At 70.0% G+C, this 25,022-nt stretch carries 15 protein-coding genes; 4 read left to right on the forward strand and 11 right to left on the reverse strand.

Annotated features, from left to right (window positions below; translation table 11 throughout):
• Nucleotides 1–141: 141 nt before the first annotated feature.
• From ACFZA0_RS33940 to ACFZA0_RS33955, 4 genes are all read right to left on the reverse strand, one after another.
• Nucleotides 142–3,216 carry a glycoside hydrolase family 3 C-terminal domain-containing protein gene (locus tag ACFZA0_RS33940; RefSeq protein WP_391024141.1) on the reverse strand — a complete coding sequence of 1,025 codons (3,075 nt, stop codon included), beginning with the start codon at nt 3,214–3,216 and terminating at the stop codon, nt 142–144.
• 1,605 nt (nt 3,217–4,821) lie between these two features.
• The gene (locus ACFZA0_RS33945) at nt 4,822–5,991 is read right to left on the reverse strand and encodes an FAD-dependent monooxygenase (protein ID WP_391024143.1); all 1,170 of its coding nucleotides are present in this window, start codon (nt 5,989–5,991) and stop codon (nt 4,822–4,824) included.
• A 159-nt stretch (nt 5,992–6,150) separates the two neighbouring features.
• A complete protein-coding gene (locus ACFZA0_RS33950; protein ID WP_391024145.1) occupies nt 6,151–7,284 on the reverse strand; it encodes an alpha/beta fold hydrolase in 1,134 nt (377 codons plus the stop codon).
• A gap of 150 nt (nt 7,285–7,434) precedes the next feature.
• Nucleotides 7,435–7,740: an antibiotic biosynthesis monooxygenase gene (locus ACFZA0_RS33955; protein WP_391024148.1), complete on the reverse strand. Its 306-nt coding sequence runs from the start codon at nt 7,738–7,740 to the stop codon at nt 7,435–7,437.
• Between the two features lie 89 nt (nt 7,741–7,829).
• On the opposite strand from ACFZA0_RS33955, the gene ACFZA0_RS33960 reads away from it, so the two are divergent.
• Nucleotides 7,830–8,519, forward strand: a complete 690-nt coding sequence (locus ACFZA0_RS33960) for a TetR family transcriptional regulator (RefSeq protein ID WP_391024150.1) — start codon at nt 7,830–7,832, stop codon at nt 8,517–8,519.
• A 278-nt stretch (nt 8,520–8,797) separates the two neighbouring features.
• On the opposite strand, the gene ACFZA0_RS33965 is transcribed toward ACFZA0_RS33960, so the two are convergent.
• The 4 genes from ACFZA0_RS33965 to ACFZA0_RS33980 form a co-directional block, all read right to left on the reverse strand.
• Nucleotides 8,798–10,543 carry a ricin-type beta-trefoil lectin domain protein gene (locus ACFZA0_RS33965; protein WP_391024151.1) on the reverse strand — a complete coding sequence of 582 codons (1,746 nt, stop codon included), beginning with the start codon at nt 10,541–10,543 and terminating at the stop codon, nt 8,798–8,800.
• A gap of 127 nt (nt 10,544–10,670) precedes the next feature.
• Entirely contained in the window at nt 10,671–11,876 is a 1,206-nt protein-coding gene (locus ACFZA0_RS33970; protein ID WP_391024153.1) for a zinc-binding dehydrogenase, read from the reverse strand.
• Nucleotides 11,873–13,381, reverse strand: a complete 1,509-nt coding sequence (locus ACFZA0_RS33975) for an NAD(P)-binding domain-containing protein (RefSeq protein ID WP_391024155.1) — start codon at nt 13,379–13,381, stop codon at nt 11,873–11,875. The genes ACFZA0_RS33970 and ACFZA0_RS33975 overlap by 4 nt, the downstream gene beginning before the upstream one ends.
• Nucleotides 13,382–13,506: 125 nt before the next feature.
• Nucleotides 13,507–15,183 carry an MFS transporter gene (locus ACFZA0_RS33980; RefSeq protein WP_391024156.1) on the reverse strand — a complete coding sequence of 559 codons (1,677 nt, stop codon included), beginning with the start codon at nt 15,181–15,183 and terminating at the stop codon, nt 13,507–13,509.
• A 309-nt stretch (nt 15,184–15,492) separates the two neighbouring features.
• Between ACFZA0_RS33980 and ACFZA0_RS33985 the strand changes: the two genes are divergently transcribed.
• The gene (locus tag ACFZA0_RS33985) at nt 15,493–16,203 is read left to right on the forward strand and encodes a TetR family transcriptional regulator (protein WP_391024158.1); all 711 of its coding nucleotides are present in this window, start codon (nt 15,493–15,495) and stop codon (nt 16,201–16,203) included.
• A gap of 941 nt (nt 16,204–17,144) precedes the next feature.
• Here ACFZA0_RS33985 and ACFZA0_RS33990 read toward each other — a convergent pair.
• Nucleotides 17,145–17,840 (reverse strand): hypothetical protein, encoded by a 696-nt coding sequence (locus ACFZA0_RS33990; RefSeq protein WP_391024160.1) that lies wholly within the window; start codon nt 17,838–17,840, stop codon nt 17,145–17,147.
• A 347-nt stretch (nt 17,841–18,187) separates the two neighbouring features.
• Entirely contained in the window at nt 18,188–18,709 is a 522-nt protein-coding gene (locus ACFZA0_RS33995; protein ID WP_391024161.1) for a nuclear transport factor 2 family protein, read from the reverse strand.
• A 751-nt stretch (nt 18,710–19,460) separates the two neighbouring features.
• Between ACFZA0_RS33995 and ACFZA0_RS34000 the strand changes: the two genes are divergently transcribed.
• On the forward strand, nt 19,461–20,720 hold the full coding sequence (locus ACFZA0_RS34000) for an acyl-CoA dehydrogenase family protein (RefSeq protein ID WP_391024162.1): 1,260 nt from the start codon (nt 19,461–19,463) through the stop codon (nt 20,718–20,720).
• Nucleotides 20,721–21,048: 328 nt separating this feature from the next.
• On the opposite strand, the gene ACFZA0_RS34005 is transcribed toward ACFZA0_RS34000, so the two are convergent.
• Nucleotides 21,049–22,644, reverse strand: a complete 1,596-nt coding sequence (locus tag ACFZA0_RS34005; RefSeq protein ID WP_391024164.1) for a cation acetate symporter — start codon at nt 22,642–22,644, stop codon at nt 21,049–21,051.
• A 753-nt stretch (nt 22,645–23,397) separates the two neighbouring features.
• Here ACFZA0_RS34005 and acs point away from each other — a divergent pair.
• The coding region (gene acs / locus ACFZA0_RS34010; RefSeq protein ID WP_391024166.1) for an acetate--CoA ligase at nt 23,398–25,022 on the forward strand (1,625 nt) is incomplete at its 3' end.

The following is a 25,022-nucleotide window of genomic DNA, read 5'->3' on the forward strand; positions in this document are numbered from 1 at the left end:
GCGGCACACCCATGGGCGTGGACGCCCCCGAGGTGGATGACAACTAAGGTCGGTCAGGGGCCAGTTGCGGGATCGGGACCCGTACCGCCCTCGTGCCCGGCGCCCTCCGGGCGCGCGTCATGTCCTCGCGGCGACGCGGGATCAGGGCAGCTTCCACTTCTGGGCGTCGGACGCGTTGCAGTCGAAGATCTGGACCTGGGTGCCCGGGGTGGTGGAGGCGGCCGGGACGTCCAGACAGCGGCCGGAGGCGGGGTTGCGCAGGGTGCCGTCGGAGCGGGCCTGCCAGACCTGGGCGCCGGTGCCGTTGCAGGTGTAGAGCTGGACCGGCGTCTTGTTGGCGGTACCGGCGGCGGTGATGTCCAGGCACTTGCCGAGGACCTGGAGGGTGTCGCCGGACACGGTCCACTGCTGGGCCGCGCTGCCGTTGCAGGTGTAGATCGTGATCGGGTTGCCGTCGGCGGTGTCGGCCGCCTTGTCGTCCAGGCACAGGGAGGACGAGAGGCCGGAGACGACCGGGCCCGTCCTGGCCGTCGGCGTGGTGGTCCACACGAAGGTCGTCCTTCCGGCCGCGCCGGTGCCGTCCGTCGCGGTGGCGGTGACCGTGCTGGTCCCGGCGGCGGTCGCGGTGCCGGAGATCCTGCCGGTCGCGGCGTCGATGGCCAGTCCCGCGGGCAGGCCGGCCGCGCTCCAGCGCAGGCTCTGGCCCGACGCCGAGTCCGTCGCGTGCAGGGTCAGGCTCGCCTGGGTGCCGACCTCACTGCTCATTCCGGCCAGGTCGGCGACCTGGACCGTGTTGCCGGTGGCGGTGGACGCCACCGTCAGGCTGCCGTTCAACTGAGGGCTGCCCGAGGTGTTCCCGACGGCGATCCCGTAGGTGCCGGTGGTGGCGGCCCACTTGTCGCCGGCGGTGTTCCAGGTGGACAGGGCGCGCATCGGCACGGAGAAGCTGACCTGCTTGCTCGCGCCGGGCTGGAGGTCGATCCGCTGGAATCCCTTGAGCTGCCTGCCGGGCTCACCGGTCGAGGCGGGGGCGGTGACGTAGAGCTGCGGCACGTCGGCTCCGGCACGGCTCCCGGTGTTCTTCACGGTGGCGGTCACCGTCGAGTTGCCGTGCGCGTCCGGACCGGTGACGTGCAGGTCGCTGTAGGCGAACGACGTGTAAGAGAGGCCGTATCCGAACGGGAAGAGGGGCGTGATGCCCTTGGACTGGTACCAGCGGTAGCCCATGGCGAGGCCCTCGGAGTACTGGACCTTGCCGCCCTGGCCCGGCCACTGCGCGGCGGTCCGCGCGGGGACGTCGGCCAGCGACTTGGGGAAAGTCACCGGGAGCTTCCCGGAGGGGTTGACGTCGCCGAACAGCAGCGAGGCGATCACGGTGCCCTCGCTCTGGCCCGCGTACCAGCTCTCCAGCACGCCGTCGACGTCGTCGAGCCAGGGCATGGTGACGGCGGAGCCGGTGTTGAGGACGACGACGGTGTGCGGGTTGGCCGCGGCGACCTGGGCGATCAACTGGTTCTGGTCGCCGGGCAGTTCGATGTCCTTGAGGTCGGAACCCTCGGACGTGTCGGCCTTCGCGAAGACGACGGCGACGGACGACTTCTTCGCCAGGTCCACGGCGGAGCGGATCGCACTGGTGCTGTAGTCGGCGGGGGTCCAGGAGAAGGTGAGGCCGCTGCCACCGCTCTTGTTGTAGTAGTCGATCTCCACCGGGACCGACTGGCCCGCGGTGAGCTTGACGCTCGCCGAGCGGGTGGTCTCCTGCTGGTCGCCCCACTGGTCGACGATCCTCTTGCCGTCGACGGTGACGCGGCTTCCGTCGTCGCTGGTGGTGGCGAAGGTGTACACGCCGGAGGCGGGGGCCTTCAGAGTGCCGGTCCACTTCGCCGACCAGTTGGTGGAGTTCACCCCGGAGCCCGGTGAACCGCCGTTCCAGTCCTCGTCGAGCGTGGAGATGTTCTTGGTGAGCACGGGGGTACCGGACAGCGTGGTGTTGTTGTAGTACGTGCCGGTCAGGCCGGTGCCGCCGCCCGAGGCCGGGGTCAGCACGCCGGCCGGCACGGTGGCGAGGGCGGAAGAGGACGTCGAGCCCTGCACGTACTGGACGTCGACGTCCGAGCCGGCCCGGGAGGTGATGCCCTGCTGCGGGCTGACCACCGAGTCCGCGTGGACCGAGGCGCTGCCGCCGCCGGAGTTCTGCCAGCTGCCCAGGACCGCGATGGAGGAGCCCTTCGCGGGGCTCAGCGGCAGGACCTTGTCGGCGTTCTTCAGCAGCACCGAGCCCTGCTCGGCGACCTGCCGTCCGGTGGCCACGTGGTCCGCGGTGCTCACCTGGGCCGCCTTCGAACCGGTCGGGGCCTTGTCGAACAGTCCGAAGGTGAACATCTGCGTGAGGATGCGGCCGGCCATCGTGTCCAGGGTCGACTGCTTGACGGAACCGTCGGCCAGCGCGTTCTTGAGCGGGGTGCCGTAGTAGTTCCGGCTGCCCATCTCCATGTCCATACCGGCGTTGGCGGAGTCCGCGCCCGCGTGGGTGCCGCCCCAGTCGGAGGTGACGTACCCCTGGAAGTCGAACTGGTCGCGCAGGACGGTGGTCAGCAGTTCCTTGTTCTGGCAGGCATAGGTGCCGTTGACGGTGCTGTAGGAGCACATCACCGACGAGGGCGCGCCGTCCTCGACAGCGGTCTCGAAGGCCGGGAGGTACTGCTCCTGCAACGTCCTCTCGTCGACGATCGCGTTGTCGTCCGGCGAGTTGCGGTAGGTCTCCTGGTTGTACACCGCCAGGTGCTTGAGCTGGGCCATGACGCCCTGGCTCTGCACGCCGCGGATGTCCGAGGCGCCCATGGCACCGGCGAGATAGGGGTCCTCCCCCAGCGTTTCGAAGGCCCGCCCGAATCTGGGGTCGCGCACCAGGTTCACCGTCGGGCCCAGATCGACCTCCGAGCCCTTGCCGGCCTGCTCGCTGCCGACCACGGCTCCGTACTTCTGCATCGCGGCGGTGTCCCACGTCGACGCGGCGCTGACCGCCGAGGGGAGCTGGGTCACTCCGGTCAGACGCTGCCCGACGCCGGACGGGCCGTCCGACAGGTCGAGTTCGGGCACGCACAGGGACGGCAGGGCCGGGACGACTCCCGCGTAGGCGTTGCCGTCGCCGGCCACCATCGCCAGCTTCTGGTCCTGGGACATCGCGTCGAGCAGCTGCGCGACCCGGTCGGGCACCGGTGCGGTCGACCCGACCCAGGGGCACGCGGCGGCTGCTCCCGCCGGGGCGGGGGCGGCAGCGACCGCCTGCCCGGCGACGCCCGCCGCTAAGAGGACACCGCCCAGCACAGCGCTCGGCCAACGTTTCCGTGACATAGAACCTCTCCGTTCGGCTCACTGGCCCTGAGGCCGTCCGCGGCTCGGGACGACCGGAGACGTGCGTGCGCCGCCGCGCTCCGAGGCGCGTCGGCGGTATCCGCCGGCCGGTCGACACCCTGCGAAAGGAGGGGGACGGCTTGGTTGGCGGCAGGACGGACGGCGGTCGCCGCCCCTCATGTGCCGGTGGTGCGGTTTCCTCGCGGCGAAGCGTCCTTCACCCACCGAGGGGGCACGGCGCACAGTGTTATGTCGTGTTCAATTCACCGTCAACACTTCGCACACGAATGAACAGAAAACCAAGTTGAGTCTTCAACCCTCGAAGCCGGGCATCCGCCGCGGGACGGCGGTCCCACGGTGGACACACAACTCCCGGCGCGTTCACCGCACTTGTAACTGACGGTTCATCAGTCTCTGTGTTCACAGCGGGACTACGCGCATACGCCCCGCGCCCGAGAAACCGCAGGCCACGACCTCCTACCACCGCCTGGACATCATGAAATCCAAGGTTCCTTGGTGCCGCGCACATAGACGTCCCGCGAAGGCAGGCGTACAACTACGCCTGCCGACACCGCCGTTGCAACTTGGTGGGTTGTGTTGGAATCACGCCGGGGCCACATCCGTGGAGAACCCTTCCGTCGGCTGCTCCAGCGCCGGCGCGTCAGGTCCGTCCATCACGCCGTGGAGGCTCTGTGTCCACCGTCGATCCCTCACAGGCCGAGGCCGGCTTCGGCCGCGTCGGGCCCGGTCGTGGGCAGCGCAGTGCCGCTCGGATCGAACACCTCGGCCCCCGCAGGCCGGTGAGGATCAACACCATGGGCCACAACGACGCCACCCCACGCCCGCCCCCGGCCGCGCAATCCCGCCGGACGCGACGCCTGCGCCGCACCCGGTTGCGCCGCACCACCACCGGGGACGGCCGGGTCGCCGCTTCACTGCTCGGCGCTGCGCCGACCCACCTCGCCCGCGACGCGACAACGCGCCGACGGGACACATCTCCCTCGGCGGCCGCCGCCAGTCGTCAAACCCATCGCGTCGACCGCGCCGGACACGGCTGTGCCCGCACTGGCCGCACCGCGGCGCGTACGGGCAGATCGGCAGGGGCCCGGCTGACTCCGGTCCTGCACGCGGAACGGCGAGAGCCGACCTTTCCGGCGGGCCCGGCTCCTCGGCCTCCGGTGTCCTCGTCGCCCGTGTGGCCGAGCACACCGGCACTCAGCGCACGGTCACCCCCCGGGAGCGACGAGCGGGTGCCTTTCTCTCTCCCGGAGGGGCAGCCGACAGGCCGGGGCCTCTGTCGAAAGGAGTGTGCGCCGGGATCGGTCACCGCTTCGGCCGGCGGGCAAGGAGCAGTTCGGGCGGCCCGGCCGTTCGTCGCCCACGGTTCCATTTGGCGATGGCTCCCGGTCGCGGGGCATGGAGGCCGTACGGCGGTTCGTGTGCCGAAGTCGCGGCGGGTCGAGGGCGTCAGGAGCGGTCGTGGGCTTCCGGCTCTTCGTCCGTCGCGGGGCCTCCGGTGAAGAGTTCGGTGAAGCTGGCGGGTGAGTTGTCGCCGAGGCAGCGCTCGATGATGTCGTGGGCGTCCTCGTAGAAGCGGGCGCTGCGCGGGAACATGTCCTGCTCGTAGGCGGTGAGGGCCGCTTCGGTGTCGCCGGGGTGCGAGGCGATGGCCACCGCGAGTTCGGCGCCGTCGAACATGGCGAGGTTGGCTCCGTCGCCGGATGGCGGCATGAGGTGTGCGGCGTCTCCGATGAGGGTGACTCCGGGGGTGCGTTCCCAGCGGTGTCCGTCGGGGAGCGTGTAGATCATGCGGGCGACGGGGGCGGTCTCGCCATCGGTGATCAGGGCGGTGAGTTCGGGCGCCCAGCCTTCGAACTCGGCGGCGACACGGCTGCCGGCTGCGGCCGGGTCGCCGAAGTCGATGCCGGCGACCCATTCGGCGGGGCGGTTCAGCTCGACGTAGGTGTGCAGGATGCCTCCTGCTTCGCGGTGGGCCACGATGCCCTTGCCGGGGGTGAGCGCGTACATGGCGCCCTTGCCGACCGCGGCGGCGGTGCGGGCGTGGCGCTCGTCGACGTCGTGGAGGTAGGTCTCGACGAACGTCGTGCCGGTGTAGGTGGGCTTGGCGTCCGAGAGCAGCGGCCTGACCTTCGACCAGGCACCGTCGGCGCCCACGAGGAGCCGGCTGGTGACGGTGGTGCCGTCGGTGAAGACCACTTCGTGGCGCCCCTCGCCGAGAGAACGCACGTCGGTGACTTTGCGGCCCCACCGGACCATGTCCGCGGGCAGGGAGTCGAGCAGGATCTGCCGCAGATCGCCGCGCAGGACCTCTGGACGCGGGCTCGAGTCGTCGCTCGGGACATCGAGGATCAGCCGGCCGTCCTTGTCGAGTACGCGGCTGGCGTCGGCGCCCTCGTGGATGATCGACAGGAACCTCTCGGTGAGGCCTGCGTCCGCGAGGGCCTGCTGCCCGTCCTCTTCGTGGATGTCGAGCTGACCGCCCTGGGTGCGGGCCGAGGGCGAGGGGTCGGACTCGTAGACGGTCACGGGGACGCCGTGGATGTGCAGCACGCGCGCGAGGGTCAGGCCGCCGAGGCCCGCCCCGATGATCGTGACCGGTGTCGTGGTGGCCGTCATGTTGGCTCCCTGCTCGAAGATGGGGATTACGTTCCACTCTCACGACGGAACGTCGTTCCAGCGATGTGGCGTCCGGGCCACGTGGTGGAGGATGCGCCGCGGGACGGCCGCAGAGGCGCCGGGCACCTCTGCGGCTCGTTCACCTGCCGCGGTGCGTACTCAGTGCGAGGGGGCAGCGCTCCTGATCCAGTTGAGGATCTCGTCGTCCGTCTGCGGTGCGTTCTTGTGCAGTTGGATGTCGTGGCCGCTGTTGGGGACGACCATGACGCTCAGGTCGGCCTTGGGGTAGAACGGCTTCTCCAGCTTCTCGACGGCGGACGAGGTGCAGGGGGTCGGGCTGGTCGCGGCGCAGCCGAAGCTGATGTCCTGGTCTCCGAACGCCAGCAGGGTCGGCACCGTGATCGCGCGTGAGGGAGACTGGGCGGCCGGGAGGCCGGGGGTGGCGGATTCGGCCAGGTCCCACTTGTTCGTCAGGTCCTTGAGGCTCTCGTCCTTGTCGATGACGGCCTGGTCCGCGTTGGGCTGGTAGTAGAAGCCGAACTGCCGCGTTCCGGGAGCCGTGGTCCAGTACCCGGGATCCGTGGTCTTGAGCTTCAGCCGCGCGTCGTCCGAGGCCCGTATGAAGCCCTGGGGCGGTTCGCTGCCCGAGTCGCCGGACGCCTGTGCGGGCACGTGCCGCATCCCGGTCAGGACGAACGCGTCGACATCGTGGTGCTTCTGCGCTTCGTACCAGGCGATCGCGGACCCCAGGGAGTGTCCGACCCACACGACCTTGCTGAAGGTGTGCCTGTCGGCCGTGCCGAGGGCGCGGTGGCCGGCGTCACCGGCACGCAGACGGGTGATCACCTGGTGCAGGGCCTCGGTCTGGTTCTGAACGGTGTCGAGGTCGCTCGGCGGGAGGCTGCTGCGGCCGGTACCGAGCCGATCGACCGCGAAGGTGGAGTACCCGGCGTTCAGTGCCTGCGTGACGTAGGAGTACTTGTCCGACTTGAGAGGGAAATCGAAATAGGTGTGGTCGTAGGAGGCGCCGGGGACCAGCAGGTTCACGGTGCGGCTGTGCGCGTTGGGGTGGCGGGGCGTGCACAGCTCCCCGTATATGTGGCCGTCCTTGACGCCCGGCACGGAAACCGGCACCTGCGTCTGCGAGCAGGTCGCGTTCGGGTGCCGGCTCTGCAGGGAATCGGGGTCGCCGCCCACCGCCGCCTGGGCGGACGCGGCGGGCGACAGGACGAAAGCGGCGGAGACGAGAGCCGAGACGGCCCCGAAGGTCTTTTTGGTGGAGGAAGAACTCATTCGGTACGTGGTTCCTTCATCGGAGGAATGGCCGACGCGGGCACGCGGTCCGGTGGGCCGTGGCGAAGCGGCCGGGCCCGGCCCGCCGAGCAGCACTTCACAGGTGGCGCGGCAGCGATCGGGCCGGGGGACGCGGGTTCCGCGGGGGCTTCAGCTGGATGCGAAGGGGTGGACGTTGACGCGGAGGGGCGCTTCGGCCAGGAGGGCGATGACGTCCTCGTGGTTCTTGTCGATCACCGTGTCGGAGAAGTGGCGCTCGAACGATTCCTGGTCCCGGTAGAACTCGAAGGCCCACAGGGTGTCGGGGTCGTTGTCGTCGCGAGCCAGTACCCAGTCCACCGGGCCGTCCGGGTCGCCGGTGTGGTGGAGGTCGCGGGTGAGCTCGAAGAGGGCGTCACCCTTTCCGGGCTTTGCTCGCATCTTCAGGACGGTGCCGGGTTGGCTGCTGCTGATCATCGCGCGCCCTTTCGGAGAAGAGACAGGATCTTGGAACAGCGTTCCAATCTGAGTATGGAACACGGTTCCATCTGTGTCAAAATGAGAGCATGCCGATGACAGATCCGCCCACGGGGCGGCGCAGGGAAGCGCTGACGGCCAGGCAGATCGTCCGCGTCGCGATCGAGCTTCTCGACGAGGGCGGCGAGTCCGCGCTCACTTTCCGCACCCTGGCCGGCCGCCTCGCCACCGGCCCCGGGGCGATCTACCACCACGTCGAGAGCAAGGCCGAGCTGCTGCGTGCGGCCACCAGCGAGATCGTCGCGGATGTGTCCAGCACGGCGGCAGCCGCCTCAGGGCCGGACGAGGCGATACGCACTCTCATGCTCGGACTGTTCGATGTGATTCACCACCGCCCATGGGTCGGAGCAGCGCTCTCGAGCGAGCCGTGGCAGACGGCGATGCTGCAGATCTTCGAAGACACGGGCAGGTACCTCGACGCCCTCGGTGTCCCCGAGGAAGCCCAGTTCGACGCCGCGTCCTCGTTCGTGAACTACGTGCTGGGGGTTGCCGGGCAGTGGGCGGCGGTCGCGCGCACTCTGCCGCCCGGTACCGACAGGACCGCCTTCCTGACGAATGTCACCGCACAGTGGACGCGGGAGCATGACGACACCAGGTATCCGTTCGTCCACAGGGTCGCCGAGCAGATGGCGTCGCACGACGACCGGCAGCAGTTCCTCGCGGGCATCGGCTTCCTCCTCGCCGGAACAGTAGGCAACGGCCACTCGCACGCTTCCTGAGGGCGGCCCTTCGGGAACGGAGGCACGACACCGAGGACGCACCGCACACGGGCCCGGACCGGCGTGTACCGGAACCTCAGTGGCCGGAGCCATGTCCACCCGTGTGCATGACCCCGGCACTGATGCTTGTTCCGCTTTGCCGCACACCGTCGGGGGTGGCGGCCGGCCCGTCCGGGCGAAGCCCCTGTTGCTACCGCCCGAGACCAGTTCACCGCCTGTCCGCCGGTGAACTGTCCGGCGGACAGGCGGTGTTGCGACGTTGGCCGCGACTCGGCCCGTCAGGACACCTTGACGCCGGACCCGAGGGTCCACTGCTGGTTGGCGCCGCCGTTGCAGTTCCAGAGTTCCAGGCCCGAGCCGTTGGGGTTGGTGGCCCCGGTGACGTCGAGGCAGAGCCCGGACTGAACGCCGGTTATCGTGCCGTTGGAGTTGACGTTCCACTGCTGGTTGGCGCCGCCGTTGCAGTCGTAGATCTCCACGTGCGTACCGGCGGTGGTGGCCTTGTTGTGGGCGTCGAAGCACTTGCCCAGCACCTTCAGCGTCTTGGCCGAGGAGCTGTAGGTGATCTTCTGGTTGGTACCGCCGTTGCAGTCCCACACCGCCAGTTGGGTGCCGTTCACCAGGGTGCTGTTCGGGTCGTCGGCGCAGCGGCCGGAGAGGCCGCTGGTCAGGGTGCCGCCGACCGGAGTCGCCGAGCCGGACGGGGTGACCTTGAACAGCGCGGACTCGTGCGGAGCCAGGCTCCGGCTGACGGAGTTGGTGAGGGTCTCGTTCGACTTGCCCCAGAGGTTGCGCACCGTGGCGGAGCCGCTGAACCCGAGGTCGGAGAAGTTGGCCGTCACCGTCTCGTTGCCGGCCCGGTCGGAACGGTTGAACAACGCCACCGTGTAACTGCCGTCCGGGTTCTTCTGCCTCGTGGCCCACACCTGCAGATCGTTGTTGTTCGAGATCTGACTGGCCACCACGGAGTCTGTCTGGTTGACGTTGGTCACCTCGGCGTTCTTCAGCATGTTGAGGTCACCGGCGTCCAGGTTGGTCAGGTCGCTCCCCAGCATCATCACCGACCGCGTGATCGCCCACAGGGTGATCACACTCTGCCGCTCGTTCACGGTCAGGCCGTTGTGGTCACCGTTGCCGACCTCGATCGAGTCCGGGTCGTTCCAGCCACCCGGACCGGCGTACTGCCCCCACTGGGCCAGATTCGCCCAACGCGGCCCGACGTTGCTCCAGTTGGTGAGAGTCGAGCAGTAGCACTCGATGTCACCTCCCGTCCGCCAGCTGTTGGCGTACTGCTGCCAGGTCTTGATGTTGTTGATGTCCAGCGTGTTCGACAGGCCGTAGTGGATGGTGCGACCGGTCTGGTTCAGCGCCTTCGACCAGGCGATGACGTCGTCCTGGTCGCTGGTGTGCACGCCGTCGATCTTGATGTAGTCGACCCCGTAGGAGGCGAACAGGTTCGCCCACGAGTTCACGAACGCCTGCGCCGCGGTGGGGTTCTTCTTGTAGTCGATGAAGTACATGACGTTGCCGAACCCGCCGTAGTTCGACTCGAAGGTCGACGTGCTCGAAACGATGTCCCGTGCGTGGTACGACGTGCCCTCGATCGGGGTGTTCTGGTCGTACGCCGCCTTCGGGATACCCGGCGTCACGTACATGCCGAACTTCTCACCCAGGCCGTGGACGAAGTCGCCCAGGTTCTTCATACCGCTCGGGAACTTGCCGGTGTCGACGACCCAGCGCCCGTACTGGTCGACGGTGGTGCCGGGGTTCTTGATGTAGTAGTCGTCCAGGTTGATGTACTTGTAACCCGCCGACATCAGGCCCGAGTCGTGCATCGCCTGAGCCTGGGCCTTGATCTTGGCCTCGGTGGGGTTGTTCCTGATGGAGCTCCAACTGCTCCACCCCATCGGCGGCGTGCGCGACGCGCCGTTGTCCTGCGCTTGCGCGGGCGTCGAGCCCGTCAGGGTGGATAAGAACAGCGACGACACCAGGGCGACCGTCGCTACGAGCGCGCGTTTGGACATGACTCTCCTTCGAGTCGAGCACTTCGCGTCAGGAGTTCGGACTGTTCTGCATTGAGCCCTAGTGTTCGATCGAGTGTCAATACATCGAGCAAACACACTCAGCCGAACAAATACACTCACTTCTGGATCAGCGCGGGGCCGTGGGACGGCGTGCACGGGGCGGCGGCGTCGTCGTGGTCAGTTCGGAGTCCGCGGTGGGGTCGATGAGGATCTTGGCGTGCGAGCCGGGGTCGGAGAGCGCGGCGAAGGCGCCGGGGACACCGGGCAGGCCGACCCGGCCGGTGACCAGCGGGGTGGCGTCGAGGGTGCCTTCGGCGAGCGCGTGGAGGGTGTCGCGGAACTCCAACGGGGTGTACCCGACGACGAATCGCAGGTCCAGCTCCTTGTTGACCGCCAGCGCGGGCCGGATCGTGTCCGCGCCCATGCAGACGCCGACGACGACCACCCGCGAGTGCAGCGGCGCCGCCGCGAGCACACCGTCCAGCACGCCGGGGACGCCGACGCACTCGAAGACGACCGGGCGCTTGGGACGGGTCGCGCCGACGGCGTCCAGGGCGCGCCAGGTGGTCCACCACGGCACGGGGAGTCGGTGCAGGTTCTCCAGCGCGTCGATGCCGGCGTTGTACTCGTCGGGCATCGTGGTGACGAAGCCGTGGTCTGCGGTCTCTTCCCATGGTGATCCGGTGGCGGCGTCGACCGTGACGTCGGCTCCGCAGCGGGCTGCGAGGGTGCGCCGGTGCGGCGAGTAGTCGGCGGCGATCACGGTGGCGACGCCGCGGGCCTTGAGCACGGCGATGACGGCGAGGCCGACCGGGCCACAGCCCAGCACGACGGCGGTGTCCTTGCGGGTGACCTCGCCGCGCTGGACGGCGTGCCAGGCCACGGCCATCGGTTCGGTGAGCGCGGCGAGGTCGGGGGCGAGGCCGTTGGGGACCGGCAGGGTCAACGCCTCCTGGACGACGACCTGTTCCGCGTATCCGCCGGGAGCGTGGGCGGACAGGCCGATGCCGTCGACCTGTCGGCCGCGCCGGACCAGCGGGACGGTGACCACGGGGGTTCCCGGCCGCAGGCGCCCCGAGGTCCAGGGGCCGTGGCCGGCCACCTCGCCGTAGATCTCGTGGCCCATGACCACACGTTCCCCGGAGCGCATGTAGCGGGGGTAGCCGCACAGTTGCAGCGCCTGGGCGAGTTCGTCGCCGTGCGTGAGAGCGTGCAGGTCGGAGCCGCAGATGCCGCACCGTCGTACGTCGACCAGTAGCTGGCCGGCCTTCGGCCGCGGCACCGGCAGGTCGGCCAGTTCGATGCGGCCCCCGGTGGTGACCGCGGCCTTCACGAGGCGTCCCCGGACGACGCCGCCGGCTGCCGTCCCGCCCGCTCCGAGGGTGGGCCCAACCGGTAGGCGTCCGGCTTCCAGCTTGCGGCGCGGCGGCGGAAGGCGAAGGTCCAGTCGGGGTAGAGGGTGGCGTTGCGGCCGTTGGCGTCACGGTAGAAGGACTGGCAGCCGCCCGTCTCCCACACCGTCCCGGCGAGCTTGCGGTCGAGTTCCTCGTTGTAGGCGTCGTGCACCCGCTGCTCGACCTCGATGGTGGCCGAGCCGGAGGTGTCGAGCGCGCGTACGGCGTTCTTCACGTGTTCGGCCTGCGCCTCGATCATGAAGACCATCGAGCTGTGTCCCAGGCCGGAGTTGGGGCCGAGGAACATGAAGAAATTGGGGAAGCGCGGTACGGACACACCGAGGTAGGCGCGCGGCGAGCCACCCCACTCGGTGCTCATCAGCTCGCCGGTGCGGCCGCGCACCCGGGTGGCGAAGGGGATGTCGGTGACGTGGAAGCCGGTGCCGAAGATGATGGTGTCGACCTCGCGCTCCACGCCGGCCGCGTCGACGACGCTGTGCTCGCGTATCTCGCGCAGGGCGTGCGGGACGAGTTCGACGTTCGGCTTCTGCAGGGCGGGAAACCACGTGTTGGACGGCACGATGCGTTTGCATCCCAGGGTGAAGTCCGGTGTCAGCGCGCGCCGCAGGGCCGGGTCGGCCACCTGGTTCCTCAGGTGCCGGGAGGCGACGCCCTGCAGCAGACGCATCAGCCGTGGATGTTTGACGAAGCCGAGCACCAGCAGTTCCTTGGCCGCGTACGCCTTGCCGCGCTCGACGCGCTGCCGCCGCGGGTTCTTGCGGAACGCGGCCCGTTCCGCGTCCGTGATGGGCCTCTTGTCGTGCGGGGTGATCCAGGGAGCGCTGCGCTGGAAGACGAAGAGCCTGCCGGTCCGGTCGGCGATCTCGGGCACGTACTGGATCGCGGAGGCGCCGGTGCCGATCGAGGCGACCCGCTTGCCGGTCAGGTCGTGGTCGTGGTCCCAGCGCGCCGAGTGCATGACCTTGCCCTGGAACCGGTCGATGCCGGGCACGTCGGGGAGCCGGGGCTCGGTGAGCGGTCCCACCGCGCTGACCAGCACCTGTGCGGTCCAGTGGCCGGAATCGGTCGTCACGTGCCAGAGACAGTCGTCCTCGTCCCAGTGCGCCTCCTCGACCTCCACCCCGGTGTGCAGGTGGGGTCGCAGCCCGAAGCGGTCCAGGCAGCGGCGCAGGTAGTCCCGGATCTCCGGCTGCGGCGAGTAGGTCGAGGTCCACTCGGGGTTCGGGGCGAAGGAGAAGGAGTAGAGGTGGGAGGGGACGTCGCAGCGGCAGCCGGGATAGGTGTTGGACTGCCACACCCCGCCGACGTCGGGACCGCGTTCGAGGATGCGGAAGTCGGTGAACCTCGACCTCCGCAGCGCGCGGCCGAGCGCGATGCCCGAGAAGCCTGCGCCCACGATGAGGACTTGGGTGTGCTGGGTCACGGAGCGTTCTCTTTCTGTGTGCGTCGTCGTGCCGGCGGCGGTGCCCGGCGCGCCACCCGCCGCGGAGGGTCGCGCGCCGCGCGTTGTTCCGGGTCCGTCGCGGGTGGAGAGGTGCGGAGGTTCCGTCAGGCGGGCTGAGCCAGCCGGTCCATCTCCCGGTCCACCGCCCGCTGGTGCGCCTCGGCGTCCTCACGTGCCCGGCGCGGGCTCCACCGGCCCTTCATCGCGAAGGCGAAGGGGAGGAACACGATCTGCCCGCCCATGCAGACCAGCCACCAGTTCCGCCACTGCTCGGGACCCTCGTCCGCGGCGTTCTGCACCTTGGTGCCGTACTGCTGGAGCACCTTGAGCTGCGGCTGTGCCTTCTGCACCAGGGCCAGGTCGGCTGGACCGACCTCCTTCACCGCTCTGGCCTGGAGATCGGCGGGGACCTGGCCCGGCGGGTGCGTGGCGAGTTCGGCGAACAGCGCCTGGTGGGCGGCGACCACGGCCAGGGCCGGGCCGGCCTGCTTCTGTGCGGCCTGGACCTCGTGGCCGTGCTCGACGACCGTCGTCACGGAGGTCACCGCGACGGGCAGGAAGGCGGCGGACACCGCGACCACGACCCGCAGGGTCCAGCCCCACACGGCCAGTCCCGTCGCGGTGGCCGCGGGGTTGTGCCGCTCGACGGTCTCGGTGAAGGCCGCCATCCACGGGCCGTAGGTCAGACCGCTGAACAGGCCCATGGCCACGAAGAGCCAGGCGAACGTGTAGTAGCCGGTGTCCTGACGGGTCGTCAGTGCGGCGAAGGCCGCGGTGCACGCCACCGATCCGACGCCGCCCACGATCATCAGGGGTTTGCGGACCCGCAGCCGGTCGGAGAGCACTCCCCCGGCGATGAGCGCGACGGCGCTGGCGGCCCAGTACCAGTTGCCGAGGGCGTTCGCCCGCTGCTCGGTGTAGCCGTAGACGGCCGAGTAGTAGATGACGAGGTTGCCGACGGCGGCGTAGTAGAAGAGCAGGTAGACGCTGATGGCGAAGGCCGGCCCGAGGACGGCGGGCCGCACCATCTGCCGCCAGTGCCGTGCGGTCGGCTCCTGCTCCTCGGCTGCGATGCCCCGCGCCCGCGCCTCGACGAGAGCGCGGTCGCGCAGGCTGACCATCACCTGGTCACGCAGCCGGGGGGAGAGTTCGCGCAGTCCCGCCAGGGCGACGAGGAAGACCACCAGCGCCGTGAGGCCCGCGTAGCGCAGTTCGTCCTGCCAGCTCGACGTGTCGAGCGTCGCGCTGGTCACCGTCGTGACGACGAGGCTGCCGACGACCGGCCCCATGGTCCACGACCCCATGGCCGTGGCCCGGCCGAGCTGCGGGGAGAAGTCACGGATCAGGGCGGGCGTCGCCACCAGGACGATGCCCTCGATGAAGTACAGCGCGCAGAGCATCAGCAGGTACGTCGTCCTGCCCGGCGCGCTCGGCAGGAGCAGGACGAGGACGGCGGCCAGCAGGACTCCGTAGACGACCATGTTGGCGCGGCCCCACCGGTCGGCGAGGCCGGCCACCAGCGAGGCGACGGCGCCGACCGCGTTGCCCGCCACCGACAACATGATGAAGTAGCCGAACGTCATCCCGTAGTGGGCCATGATCGAGGTGGCCACGGCGTACTGGACGTACAGCAGGTAGTACAGCACCACGGTCGTGACGACGACGATCGCCAGGTTGGCGTACCGGGCGGTCGGCCGGGGATAGGCACTCAGGTCACGGTTCCAGAGCCGGGAGAGGGCTCCTGGCGAGGTCTCGTCCACGACGAGTGGGGAAGCGGACACGCGGCGGCTCCTGTGGGTGCGGATGTACCGGGACGTGGAGCGGTTTCTTGGCGGGATCGCGTCTGGGCGGCCGGACGCACTCAGCACACGGCTGCTCCCCAGGGGCTCCGTGCGGCGCCGCGGTGCACCTCGGAGCGGCTGGGAGAGCGGCGTGGCAAGCAGTATGTGAGCGCGGGCATCGGCCGCACAAGAGTCTGGAACGCACGAGTTCCCGATCCGGCGACCGGTCGGACGGGGCGATGGCTAGGGTGTGAGCCGGGGACGACCGCCGAGTTGGCGCGCGGGCGTGCCGGCGGGAAGGGGAACGGCGTGGGCGGACGGGCGACGGAACGCCAGACGACCGGCGGACGCGGGGCCGACGACGGACGTGAGGGCGCCGAGCGGGAGACCGGTGAGCGGGCGCGCGGCGAGAACTACGCGGGACGCTCCCGCGAGGCCCGCGTCGCCGACCGGCGCGAACGGCTGGTCGAGGCGGGACTGGAACTGTTCGCCGCGCGAGCGTTCGACGACGTCACCGTCGCGGACGTGTGCGCCCGCGCGAAGGTGTCCAAGCGCTACTTCTACGAGCACTTCACCGACCGCGAGCACCTGCTGCTCGACGTCCACCGGGAGCGGAACGACTGGCTGCTGGCGGGCGTGGCCGCGGCGACACCGCGCGAAGCGGATGATCTGGAGGCGCTGTTGCGCCCCATGATGACGGCGCTGGTGCATCTGCTCGCCGACCACCCGGACTCCGCGAGGGTCATCTACATCAACGCACCCCGGATGGAGCTTCGACGCCGCGGGCTCCTGCACAAGGACGCCGAACTGTTCGGCCGGCTCGTCGGACTCGGCGCGGCCGAGCACGCCGGGCCGGCCGAACAACTGCGCCACGACCGTGTACTGCTGGGGCTGGTGGCCGGCGTCACCGAGATACTGATCGACTGGCTGGAGCGGGGGATGACGGACGACCCCGACACCCTGGCCGACCACCTCACCGGGTTCACCCTCGCGCTGCTGGAGCGGCGGGGCGGCTTCTGACCGCGCCCTGTCGCCGCCGACGGCGGGGCTCCGCGGGGCACACCGCCGCGGCGTCATCGCCTTCCCGCACGCCGGGCGACAAGGTTTCATCACCGAGGGCCTCGGGGCCTGCCGATCGGCCGACGGGTTGCGGCACAGGCAGAACTCCGCCTGGGAAAAGGCTGGTTCCGCACCGACGGCCGCCCTGCCGACGCGGGCCGGAAGTGCGCGCCGGCACCTGATCCGAATCGTGACGCGTCGTCACGTCCTTGGCGTCATCCGCGCGCCGTCGTCGACGCTCCGCCCGCCCCGGATCCTCCCTGCCTCCCGGTTCAACTCCGGCCCCGTCCGGGCAGCAGCTCAGGGGCCGGGCGGGAACTTCCTCGCCGCCGATCCGCAAGGTCGGCATCGCGAAGCACGGCTCGCGCGAGGCCGACGGGACAGCCGCCCTTTCCGGACGCCGTCCGCCAGTCGCTTCCGTCAGTCGCTTCGGTCAGTCGCTTCGGTCAGTCGCTTCCGTCGCTGTCTGCGCCGGACGGCTGCCGCACGAAGGGCACAGGACAGCGGGCGCCCGTACCGCGCCTCGACCGGAACACCCGACGAGCGTCGCTCCCCCTCGGCAGGACGCAGCCACCATGGCCGGCGACCCGCCCGCCGGAAACACCGTCGCGCGGGTCACGGCCCGCCCCATCACGGCGCGGCAGGTGCTCGGCTCCCCGGCGTCCATGCCGTCGCGCCCGCCCCGGACCGCGGCCTCCCCTCGGACCTCGCGGCAAGGTCCCATCGGCCCCCTGGATCCTTCCGGCGTGCGTACGGGCCCGTGCCGTCCCGTTCGCCGTACGACCTCGGGCCCGAAGCGTCCTCGATCGCAACTGCCCTGCGTGGCCCTGACGCACGGTCCGACACGGTGTTCCTCGGCCCCGAGTCCTGATCAGGAACGGCTCCCCCGTGGCACGGACCTCTCAGCCGCGCGCCGCTCCGGCGGCGACGATCCAGTTCCGGAACTCGACCGCGAAGTGCCGAAGGTGATGGTCGAGAACCTCCCTCGGGCACGCGGTCGGCAGATAGACCGTCAGGTTCGAGGTGAAGCCCTCCTCGGTGTCACCGAACTGGATCATGACGCGCCCGACGACGGTGCCGTCCGCGAGGAAGAGGTTCGTGGCCTTCTTGAAGGGAAACGCCTCCTTGGGGAGGAGGGCGTCCGCGTCGTCGGCCCACGCCATGGCCTCCGCGGCCCAGTCGCCGAGGAAGAAGGAACACACGTGGGGGCCGATGTTCTCCACCACGTGCACCGTGCCGTCGGCCTGGTTGACCATCGAGTAGTGCTCGGGCTGCGCCGCGAGGAGCACCTCTTCGTCCGCGAACGCCTTGTCCATCCAGGCCAGGAACTCGCCGGCCGCCATGCCCCGGGTCGCGAGTTCCGTCGTCCCCCCGGTGAAGTCGCCGCCGGAGGCCCGGGCGTATTCGGCCAGGGAGGCATTGCCCTTCTCGATGTCCGCCGCCAGCAGGTCGAGCAGATTCTGCCGTCCCAGCAGCGATCGGAAGCGGCCCAAGGCGCGGCGCGCATAGAACAGTTCGAAGTCGTCGATGCTTCCGGCGCCGGTCGGCCCCGAGGAGAGCGTGACGACCGGAGTTGCGGCCGTCGACTTGTCAGACATGATCGAAACCCCACTGAGGTGAAGGTGAACTCGCGTTCACGAGGTTGGGGAGAAGCAGCACCCCGCCCGTGGCGGGTGGCGGTACGGGCGGTACGGGCGGTCGGCACCGGTGCGGTGCGCAGAGTTGACAGGGACCGGGGGCAAGGGGTGCACGGCTGCCCCCGGGACGAGCGGGCTCGGCGCTCGCCGCCGCGGCGGACGCCCGCTCCTCGAACTCCCGGCCCCTGACGCTCCCGGACGCCCAGCCGCCGCACGCGACCCGCCGCTGGTGCCGCACCCCGCCCGTCGGGACCAACAGCCGTGCACGCGCGGCAACTTGGCCGCCAAGGCGTCCGCGTCGGCGTGAACTACTTGCCCTGGAGGGCCTTGACGAACCGGACCGTTCCCGCCTCGACGTGCTCGCGCAGCACGTTCGTCTTCATGTCCGGGTTGTGCTCGGCGTTCGGCTCCGGCACCGACGGGTTGCCGGTCCAGGACATCAGCTTGCAGATGCGGTGCTGGATACGCCAGCCCTGCTCGGTACGGACGAGGACGTCGTCGTACCAGCCCGTGCCCGTCCACGTCGAGCCGCCCTTGGCCCCTTCGCGCACCAGGAGCCAGTTGCCGTAGCTGAACGCGTATGCCGTGTCCCCGTCGACGTGCACCAAGTGCCCCATCATCGTGTGCTGGTGGCTGTCCAGGGACTCGTGGAACTCGGCGAAGGAGCGCTTGAAGTTCCCGAGTCCGGACCAGGCGGCGCCGGCCGGGCCGAACTCCGCGGTCACGTCCTCCGCGAAGACGAGGTCGAACAGGTCCCACTGGTGAGCGTCGAGCGCGAGGCCGTAGAGATTCAGAGCCTCGATGACGGCCGCTTTGTCGTTCTCAATCACGATTGCACTCCCTGACGCTCAAGTTGCGTTTGCACAATTCCCACCCGGTGCGGGACGCGCCCCGCGACCCGCCGTCCCGTTGACGCCGAAGACTCGCGTGGCGACGGTGCTGCGGAACATCGCCCCAACCGGCGCGCGGTACACGCCCCGGCCGTATTCGCTCACGAACGTTGCGGGAGCCGGCGCGGCTCCCGGCCGAAGGACGGACCGACGGCTCGCACCCGACGGGGCCGGCGGTCCGACCCCGTCTTCGATCGCGCCGTCCGGGCGGCCGGGCCCTGACGAAGGGCGGTGGGTACGGCCGTCATCATTGAGCGCCCACCGAGACCTGTCAACACTTTGCGGGAAGTGCTCGGTCGCCGGGACGATTTCCCTCGCACATGGAGTGAGTGATTCGGGACCAAAGCCGTTAAGCGGCAAAACGAGACCAACGGGAAGCCAATCAATGTTGACACTTTGTGACGCCTCCTCCTACGGTGCCCACAAGGCACCGCTGCCGGTCAAGGAGAGGTGGCCCGGTGAACTCTCCGCGACACGCGCGGGATCAACTCCGGTTCGTGCCCGTCGTGCGGTCGCCACCGACCCGCACGGCGCCGTCGGCCCGAGGGCGTCACGTCTTCCGGGGAGCGCCCACCGGAACCGTCGCGGATCTGCTGCGGACCGCCCCCATCGATACCTGCCCGGGAGTCGGCCGCACCTGCCTTGCTCCCCTTCCGCCCCGCTGCACGAACGACCACAGGAGATGACGACGATGGCCGAGAACCACGGAACGTCCGAAGAGGTGGCGACCCTTCTTCAGCGGGTCGACGCCCTGGGGCCGACCCTGCGCGAGCGGGCGCTCGAAGCGGAACGGGCAGGCCGGCACTCCGACGAGACGATCGCCGACCTCGACGCGACCGGCGTGTTCGACATCGGCAGCCCCGCCGAGTTCGGCGGCCTGGAGCTCAGCGTGCGCGAGCAGCTGGACGTGGTGGCCGCGGTGTCCAAGTGGGACGGTTCCGCCGGATGGACCGTGTGGGCGGGGGCCTCGACCAACTGGATCACGGCCGGCTCGGGCGCACGCGTCGTCGAGGAGGTCTACGGCGCCGACTGGGTGGGACCGCGTGTCGCCGGTTCGAGCCACTTCCCCGCCTCCCGGGGGCGCGCGAAGCGAGTGGACGGCGGATGGCTCGTCACCGGCGGTCCGTGGACCTTCGGGAGCGACGCGCTGTGGGCGCCGTTCACCAACCTCGGCTGCATCAGCGACGACGGTGACGGCCCCTACCTGGTGGGTCTCCAGGTCCCGCGCTCCGAGCTGCGGTTCCTCGACGACTGGCAGGTCGCCGGAATGCGTGCGACGGGAAGCGTCTCGATCACACTCGCGCAGGACGAGCTTTTCGTGCCGGACTACCGCGGTGTCGACTTCCGCGATGTCGTCGGCGGCACTCTCGACAACGGCCTCAAGGGTTCTCTCTGGAAGGCGCCCTCGCTGGGGTGGGCGTTCAGCCTCATGGCCGGCATGTCGATCGGCATCGCGCAGGGCGCCCTGGACAGGTTCCTCGAACGCTCCGCGGGGCGCCCGGTCCGCGGCACGACGTACAAGAACCAGCTCGAAGCCCCCATGACGCACCTGATGCTGTCGGAGGTCCATTCCAAACTGCGGTCCGCGACGCTGATGACGCGAGCCAACGCCGACGAGACCGACCGGATCGGCGCCCTCGTCGCCGCCGGCGAGGAGCTCGACCCGCAGTACATGCAGAACTTCAGCGCGCGGGTGCTCGTGGAGACGGCCTACGCCGCCAAGTGGTGCGCCGAGGCCATCGAGCTGCTTCAGCGGAACTCCGGCTCCACGGCCATCATGGACAGCGAGCCGATCCAACGGAGTTGGCGCGACGCGCGCGTCATCACCCTGCACGGCGCGCTCAACCTGGAGGCCCTCTCCGAGAACTACGGACGGCTGATGGCCGGCGCCCAGCCGCACAAGTTCGCAGGCATCAGCACCTTGGACCGCTTCGCGCCGGCCCGCCCGTGACCGCGGCGGCAGGACCCGGTGGTCACGGCGTCGGCGGCGGGCGGGCCGTCGGCCCGCAGGCCTGAAAGGCGTCGCCGGTCCAGGCGCGCAGAGCGCTGCCACGAAGGTGTTCCAGTCGGTGTCCACGCACCGGCCGTGGACACCCTCGTGGCATGTCCGCCTGCAGAGTCCGCGCACGCGTGGGCCGCCACGGGCTGTCGAGCGGGAAGGCGCCCTCGGCCCGCTGCTCGCCGAGCGGTCTGCCCCGAAGCCGAACTCGGCCCCCGCGCCGGCGACTTGTGCCGACGGGGGCCGAGGCGGGGAGAGCGGTGCGCCGTCCCCTCGGCCGTCAGTACCTCGTGGTGCTCACGGGCTTCCGCGTCGCACGGTGCTCGGACCCGGGCCGCTGCCGCGTCCGGCTCACCGCCCAGGCGAGGAGGAAGCCCACCGGCACGGACACGAGCCCCGTCGTCTCCAGGGGGAACCAGGCGAAGTCGGAGCCGGGCAGGATCGACCCGGTGCTTCCCGAGACGCCCGGCCCGAAGAGCTGGAGCACCACGCAGCAGACGATCCCGCCGTAGACGCTGCACAGCATGCCGCGCCTCGTGAAGCGCGGCCAGAACAGCCCGAGCACCATGGAGGGCAGGATGGCCGACGCCGCGGTCGCGACGGAGAACTCGGCGAGAAAGGTGACGTTCTGCCCTTCCAGCACGACCGCCGGCACGACGGCCAGTGCCCCGAGCACCGCGCCGGACCAGCGCACCACCCGGATCTCACTCGTCGTCGTACCGCGGGCCGCACGAAGCGCGTAGATGTCGTGCGCCACCGACGCCGCCGACGACAGCGTCAGCGAAGCGACCACGGTGAGGCTGGTCAGGAAGATCATGGACACCGTCAACGCGAGAATGGCGCCGCCGCCGGACTTCCCGTCGGCCAGTTGCAGCGCGAGCATCGGCATGGCCGCCAGGCCCTGTGGGTCCGCCGCCCTGACGGCTGTCCCTCCGACGAGACCCGCGGCGCCCAGGCCCAGCACGACGCCGAGACCGGAGAAGACCGTGACCAGGACGATGGTGTGCCGGACCGTACGCCGTGCGGACGCACCGCGGTCCGAGGCACGCAGACGCATCAGCAGGTGAGGAGCGACTCCGGCGCCGAGGGCCACGGTGACCAGCTCGGACAGCCGTGACGCTCCCCCGGCGGTTCCGTCGCCGCCGAGCAGGACACCTGTGTAGAACCGCCCGGGGCGCGCGCTCCCGTCGGCCGCCGCGGCGAGCAGCCGGTGCGGACTCCAGCCGAACTCGCCCATGACCTGCCCGGCCAGCACCGTCATGCCGAGGAGCAGCACCACGGTCTTGATCGCCTGGAGGATGCTGTTGCCCCGCATTCCGCTGAGGGACGCCGCGCAGATCATGATGACGCCGATGAAGGCCGTGCAGAGCTGCGCCGCCGGGCCGAGGTCGGACAGTCCCATCAGGTAGGCCACGGCCGCGCCGGCCACCTCCAACTGCACGATGGTCAGGGGCAGACAGAAGCAGAGCGTCGCGACGGTTCCGGCCACACGTACGGCACCGCCGGGGAACAGCGCTCCCCAGGTGTCGCCGAGGGTGACTCCCCCCGCATCGCGCAACGGTCGGGCGAGTACGAGCAGAACGACGAGGGTGCCGACCCCGGCGGCGGCCAGGACGATGCCGTCACCGCCGGCGAGGGAGACCGAGCCGGTGACCGTCAGCAGGGTGGTGACGGAGACATAGTCCCCGGTCAGGGCAAGGGCATTGGCGGCCGGCCGCAGCGACCTGCCCGCCGTGTAGATCTCCGTGGTGCTGTCGGACTCCGCTCCGTAGAGCAGGTAGAGCAACACGGAGAGGCAGACGACCAGGAGGAAGCCCGTCAGGGGCGCGGGGCCCGAGAAGCGCGCGGCGAAGAGTTCGTCGGTGCGGTACGTCACTGCATGGCTCCCCTGTTGATGCTGCTGACGTGGGTGGCGTGGTGGCACGGGGGCCGCGGTGCGGCTCGTCCGCGGGCGGTGCGCGGTAACGGTGGGGACGCGGGCCCCGCGTCCGAGGAAGAACGGCGGAACTGCTCCATGGAATCTCCTGGTTCTGCCCGTCGAGGAGCCGGCCGGCGGCGGTCCCTTCGGGACGACAGACAGCGCGCGGCAGGGCCGACGACGACAGGGACGATCGGTGAGTGCGGTGCGGGTGAGCGGCTACGGGCCGCGAAGTGGCTTGGCCAGAAGGGCAGTTGGCCGAACCGCGAGGGGGCCGCGCCGTCGACCGGCGCCGACCGGTGGCCAGCATGGCCGCTCCGAAGGTCACTGCCAATACCCGTGCGGTGACGGAGGTCATTCGTTACCTGACGTATGCCGGCACGGGGCTCCGACACCTGCCGCCCTGCCCTCGCACGGGGCATACCGGCTTCTTGGGGCCACTCACCTATGGACCGGAACTCGGTTACAGGCTACATTTACAGCAATGTCACACAGGGGTGAGCGCCGGAAACGTCCGCGTGGGTCCAACAGACCTGTGCGGGCGTGCCGTTGTAGGCAGTCCGGCCTGCCACGTGTGTCACGGCACGGCACCCGGCGTGTGGACATGCCGGACCGTCGGCCGAACAGGCAAGGGATGTGGCCTGTGCCGAAAGCGGCGTACCGCGGTCCTTGGGCGGAACGCGCCGAGCACGGATCCGAGGGAGAACGAACATGTCTGCGTCACAGGTCGGTGGGACAGCGGGTGCCCCCGCGTCGGATGTCGGTCCGGGCAGGGAAGAGCGACGGTTCGCACCCCCGGCCGACCTTGCCGCGCACGCCAATGTCACGGCGGAGGCGTACGAGCGGGCGGAGGCCGACCGGCTGGGCTTCTGGGCCGAGCAGGCCCGCCGGCTGAGCTGTGCCAAGGAGCCGACCGAGACCCTGGACTGGTCGAACCCGCCGTTCGCCAAGTGGTTCCAGGACGGCACGCTGAACGTCGCGTACAACTGCGTCGACCGGCACGTCGAGGCGGGCAACGGCGACCGGGTCGCCATCCACTTCGAGGGCGAGCCCGGCGACAGCCGCGCGATCACCTACGCGGAACTGAAGGACGAGGTCAGCCGGGCTGCCAACGCGCTTGCCGGGCTCGGTGTACGGGCCGGCGACCGGGTCGCGGTCTACCTGCCGATGATCCCCGAAGCCGCGATAACGATGCTGGCCTGCGCCCGCATCGGCGCCACGCACTCGGTGGTCTTCGGCGGCTTCTCCGCCGACGCGATCGCCAGTCGCATCGAGGACGCGAAGGCCAAGGTCGTCGTCACCGCCGACGGCGGCTTCCGGCGCGGCAAGGCGTCGGCCCTCAAGCCCGCGGTCGACGAGGCGGTGAGTCGTATCGGAGGCGTGGAGAAGGTGCTCGTCGTCAGGCGCACCGGTGAGGAGGTCGCGTGGAACGACACGCGTGACGTCTGGTGGCACGACGTGGTGGACCGCCAGTCCACCGAGCACACGCCGGAGGCGTTCGACGCCGAGCACCCGCTGTTCATCCTCTACACCTCCGGCACGACCGGGAAGCCGAAGGGCATCCTGCACACGTCCGGCGGCTACCTCACCCAGGCCTCGTACACGCACTGGGCGGTCTTCGACCTCAAGGCGGAGACCGACGTCTACTGGTGCACCGCCGACGTCGGCTGGGTCACCGGCCACTCCTACATCGTCTACGGGCCGCTCTCCAACGGCGCCACCCAGGTCATGTACGAAGGCACTCCCGACACCCCGCACCAGGGGCGTTTCTGGGAGATCGTGCAGAAGTACGGCGTCACGATCCTCTACGCCGCGCCCACCGCGATCCGCACCTTCATGAAGTGGGGCGACGACATCCCCGCCAAGTTCGACCTCAGCAGCCTGCGGGTGCTGGGCTCGGTGGGCGAGCCGATCAACCCCGAGGCATGGATCTGGTACCGCAAGAACATCGGCGCCGACCTGGCACCGATCGTCGACACCTGGTGGCAGACCGAGACCGGCGCCATGATGATCTCGCCGCTGCCCGGCGTCACCGACACCAAGCCCGGTTCCGCACAGCGCGCACTGCCCGGCATCTCCGCGACCGTCGTCGACGACGAGGCGAACGAGGTCCCCGACGGCGGCGGCGGCTACCTCGTCCTCACCGAGCCCTGGCCCTCGATGCTCCGCACGATCTGGGGCGACGACCAGCGCTTCCTCGACACGTACTGGTCACGCTTCGAAGGCAAGTACTTCGCCGGGGACGGTGCCAAGAAGGACGACGACGGCGACATCTGGCTCCTCGGCCGCGTCGACGACGTCATGCTCGTCTCCGGGCACAACATCTCCACCACCGA

Source organism: Streptomyces sp. NPDC008150 (assembly GCF_042956945.1).
GTDB lineage: Bacteria > Actinomycetota > Actinomycetes > Streptomycetales > Streptomycetaceae > Streptomyces.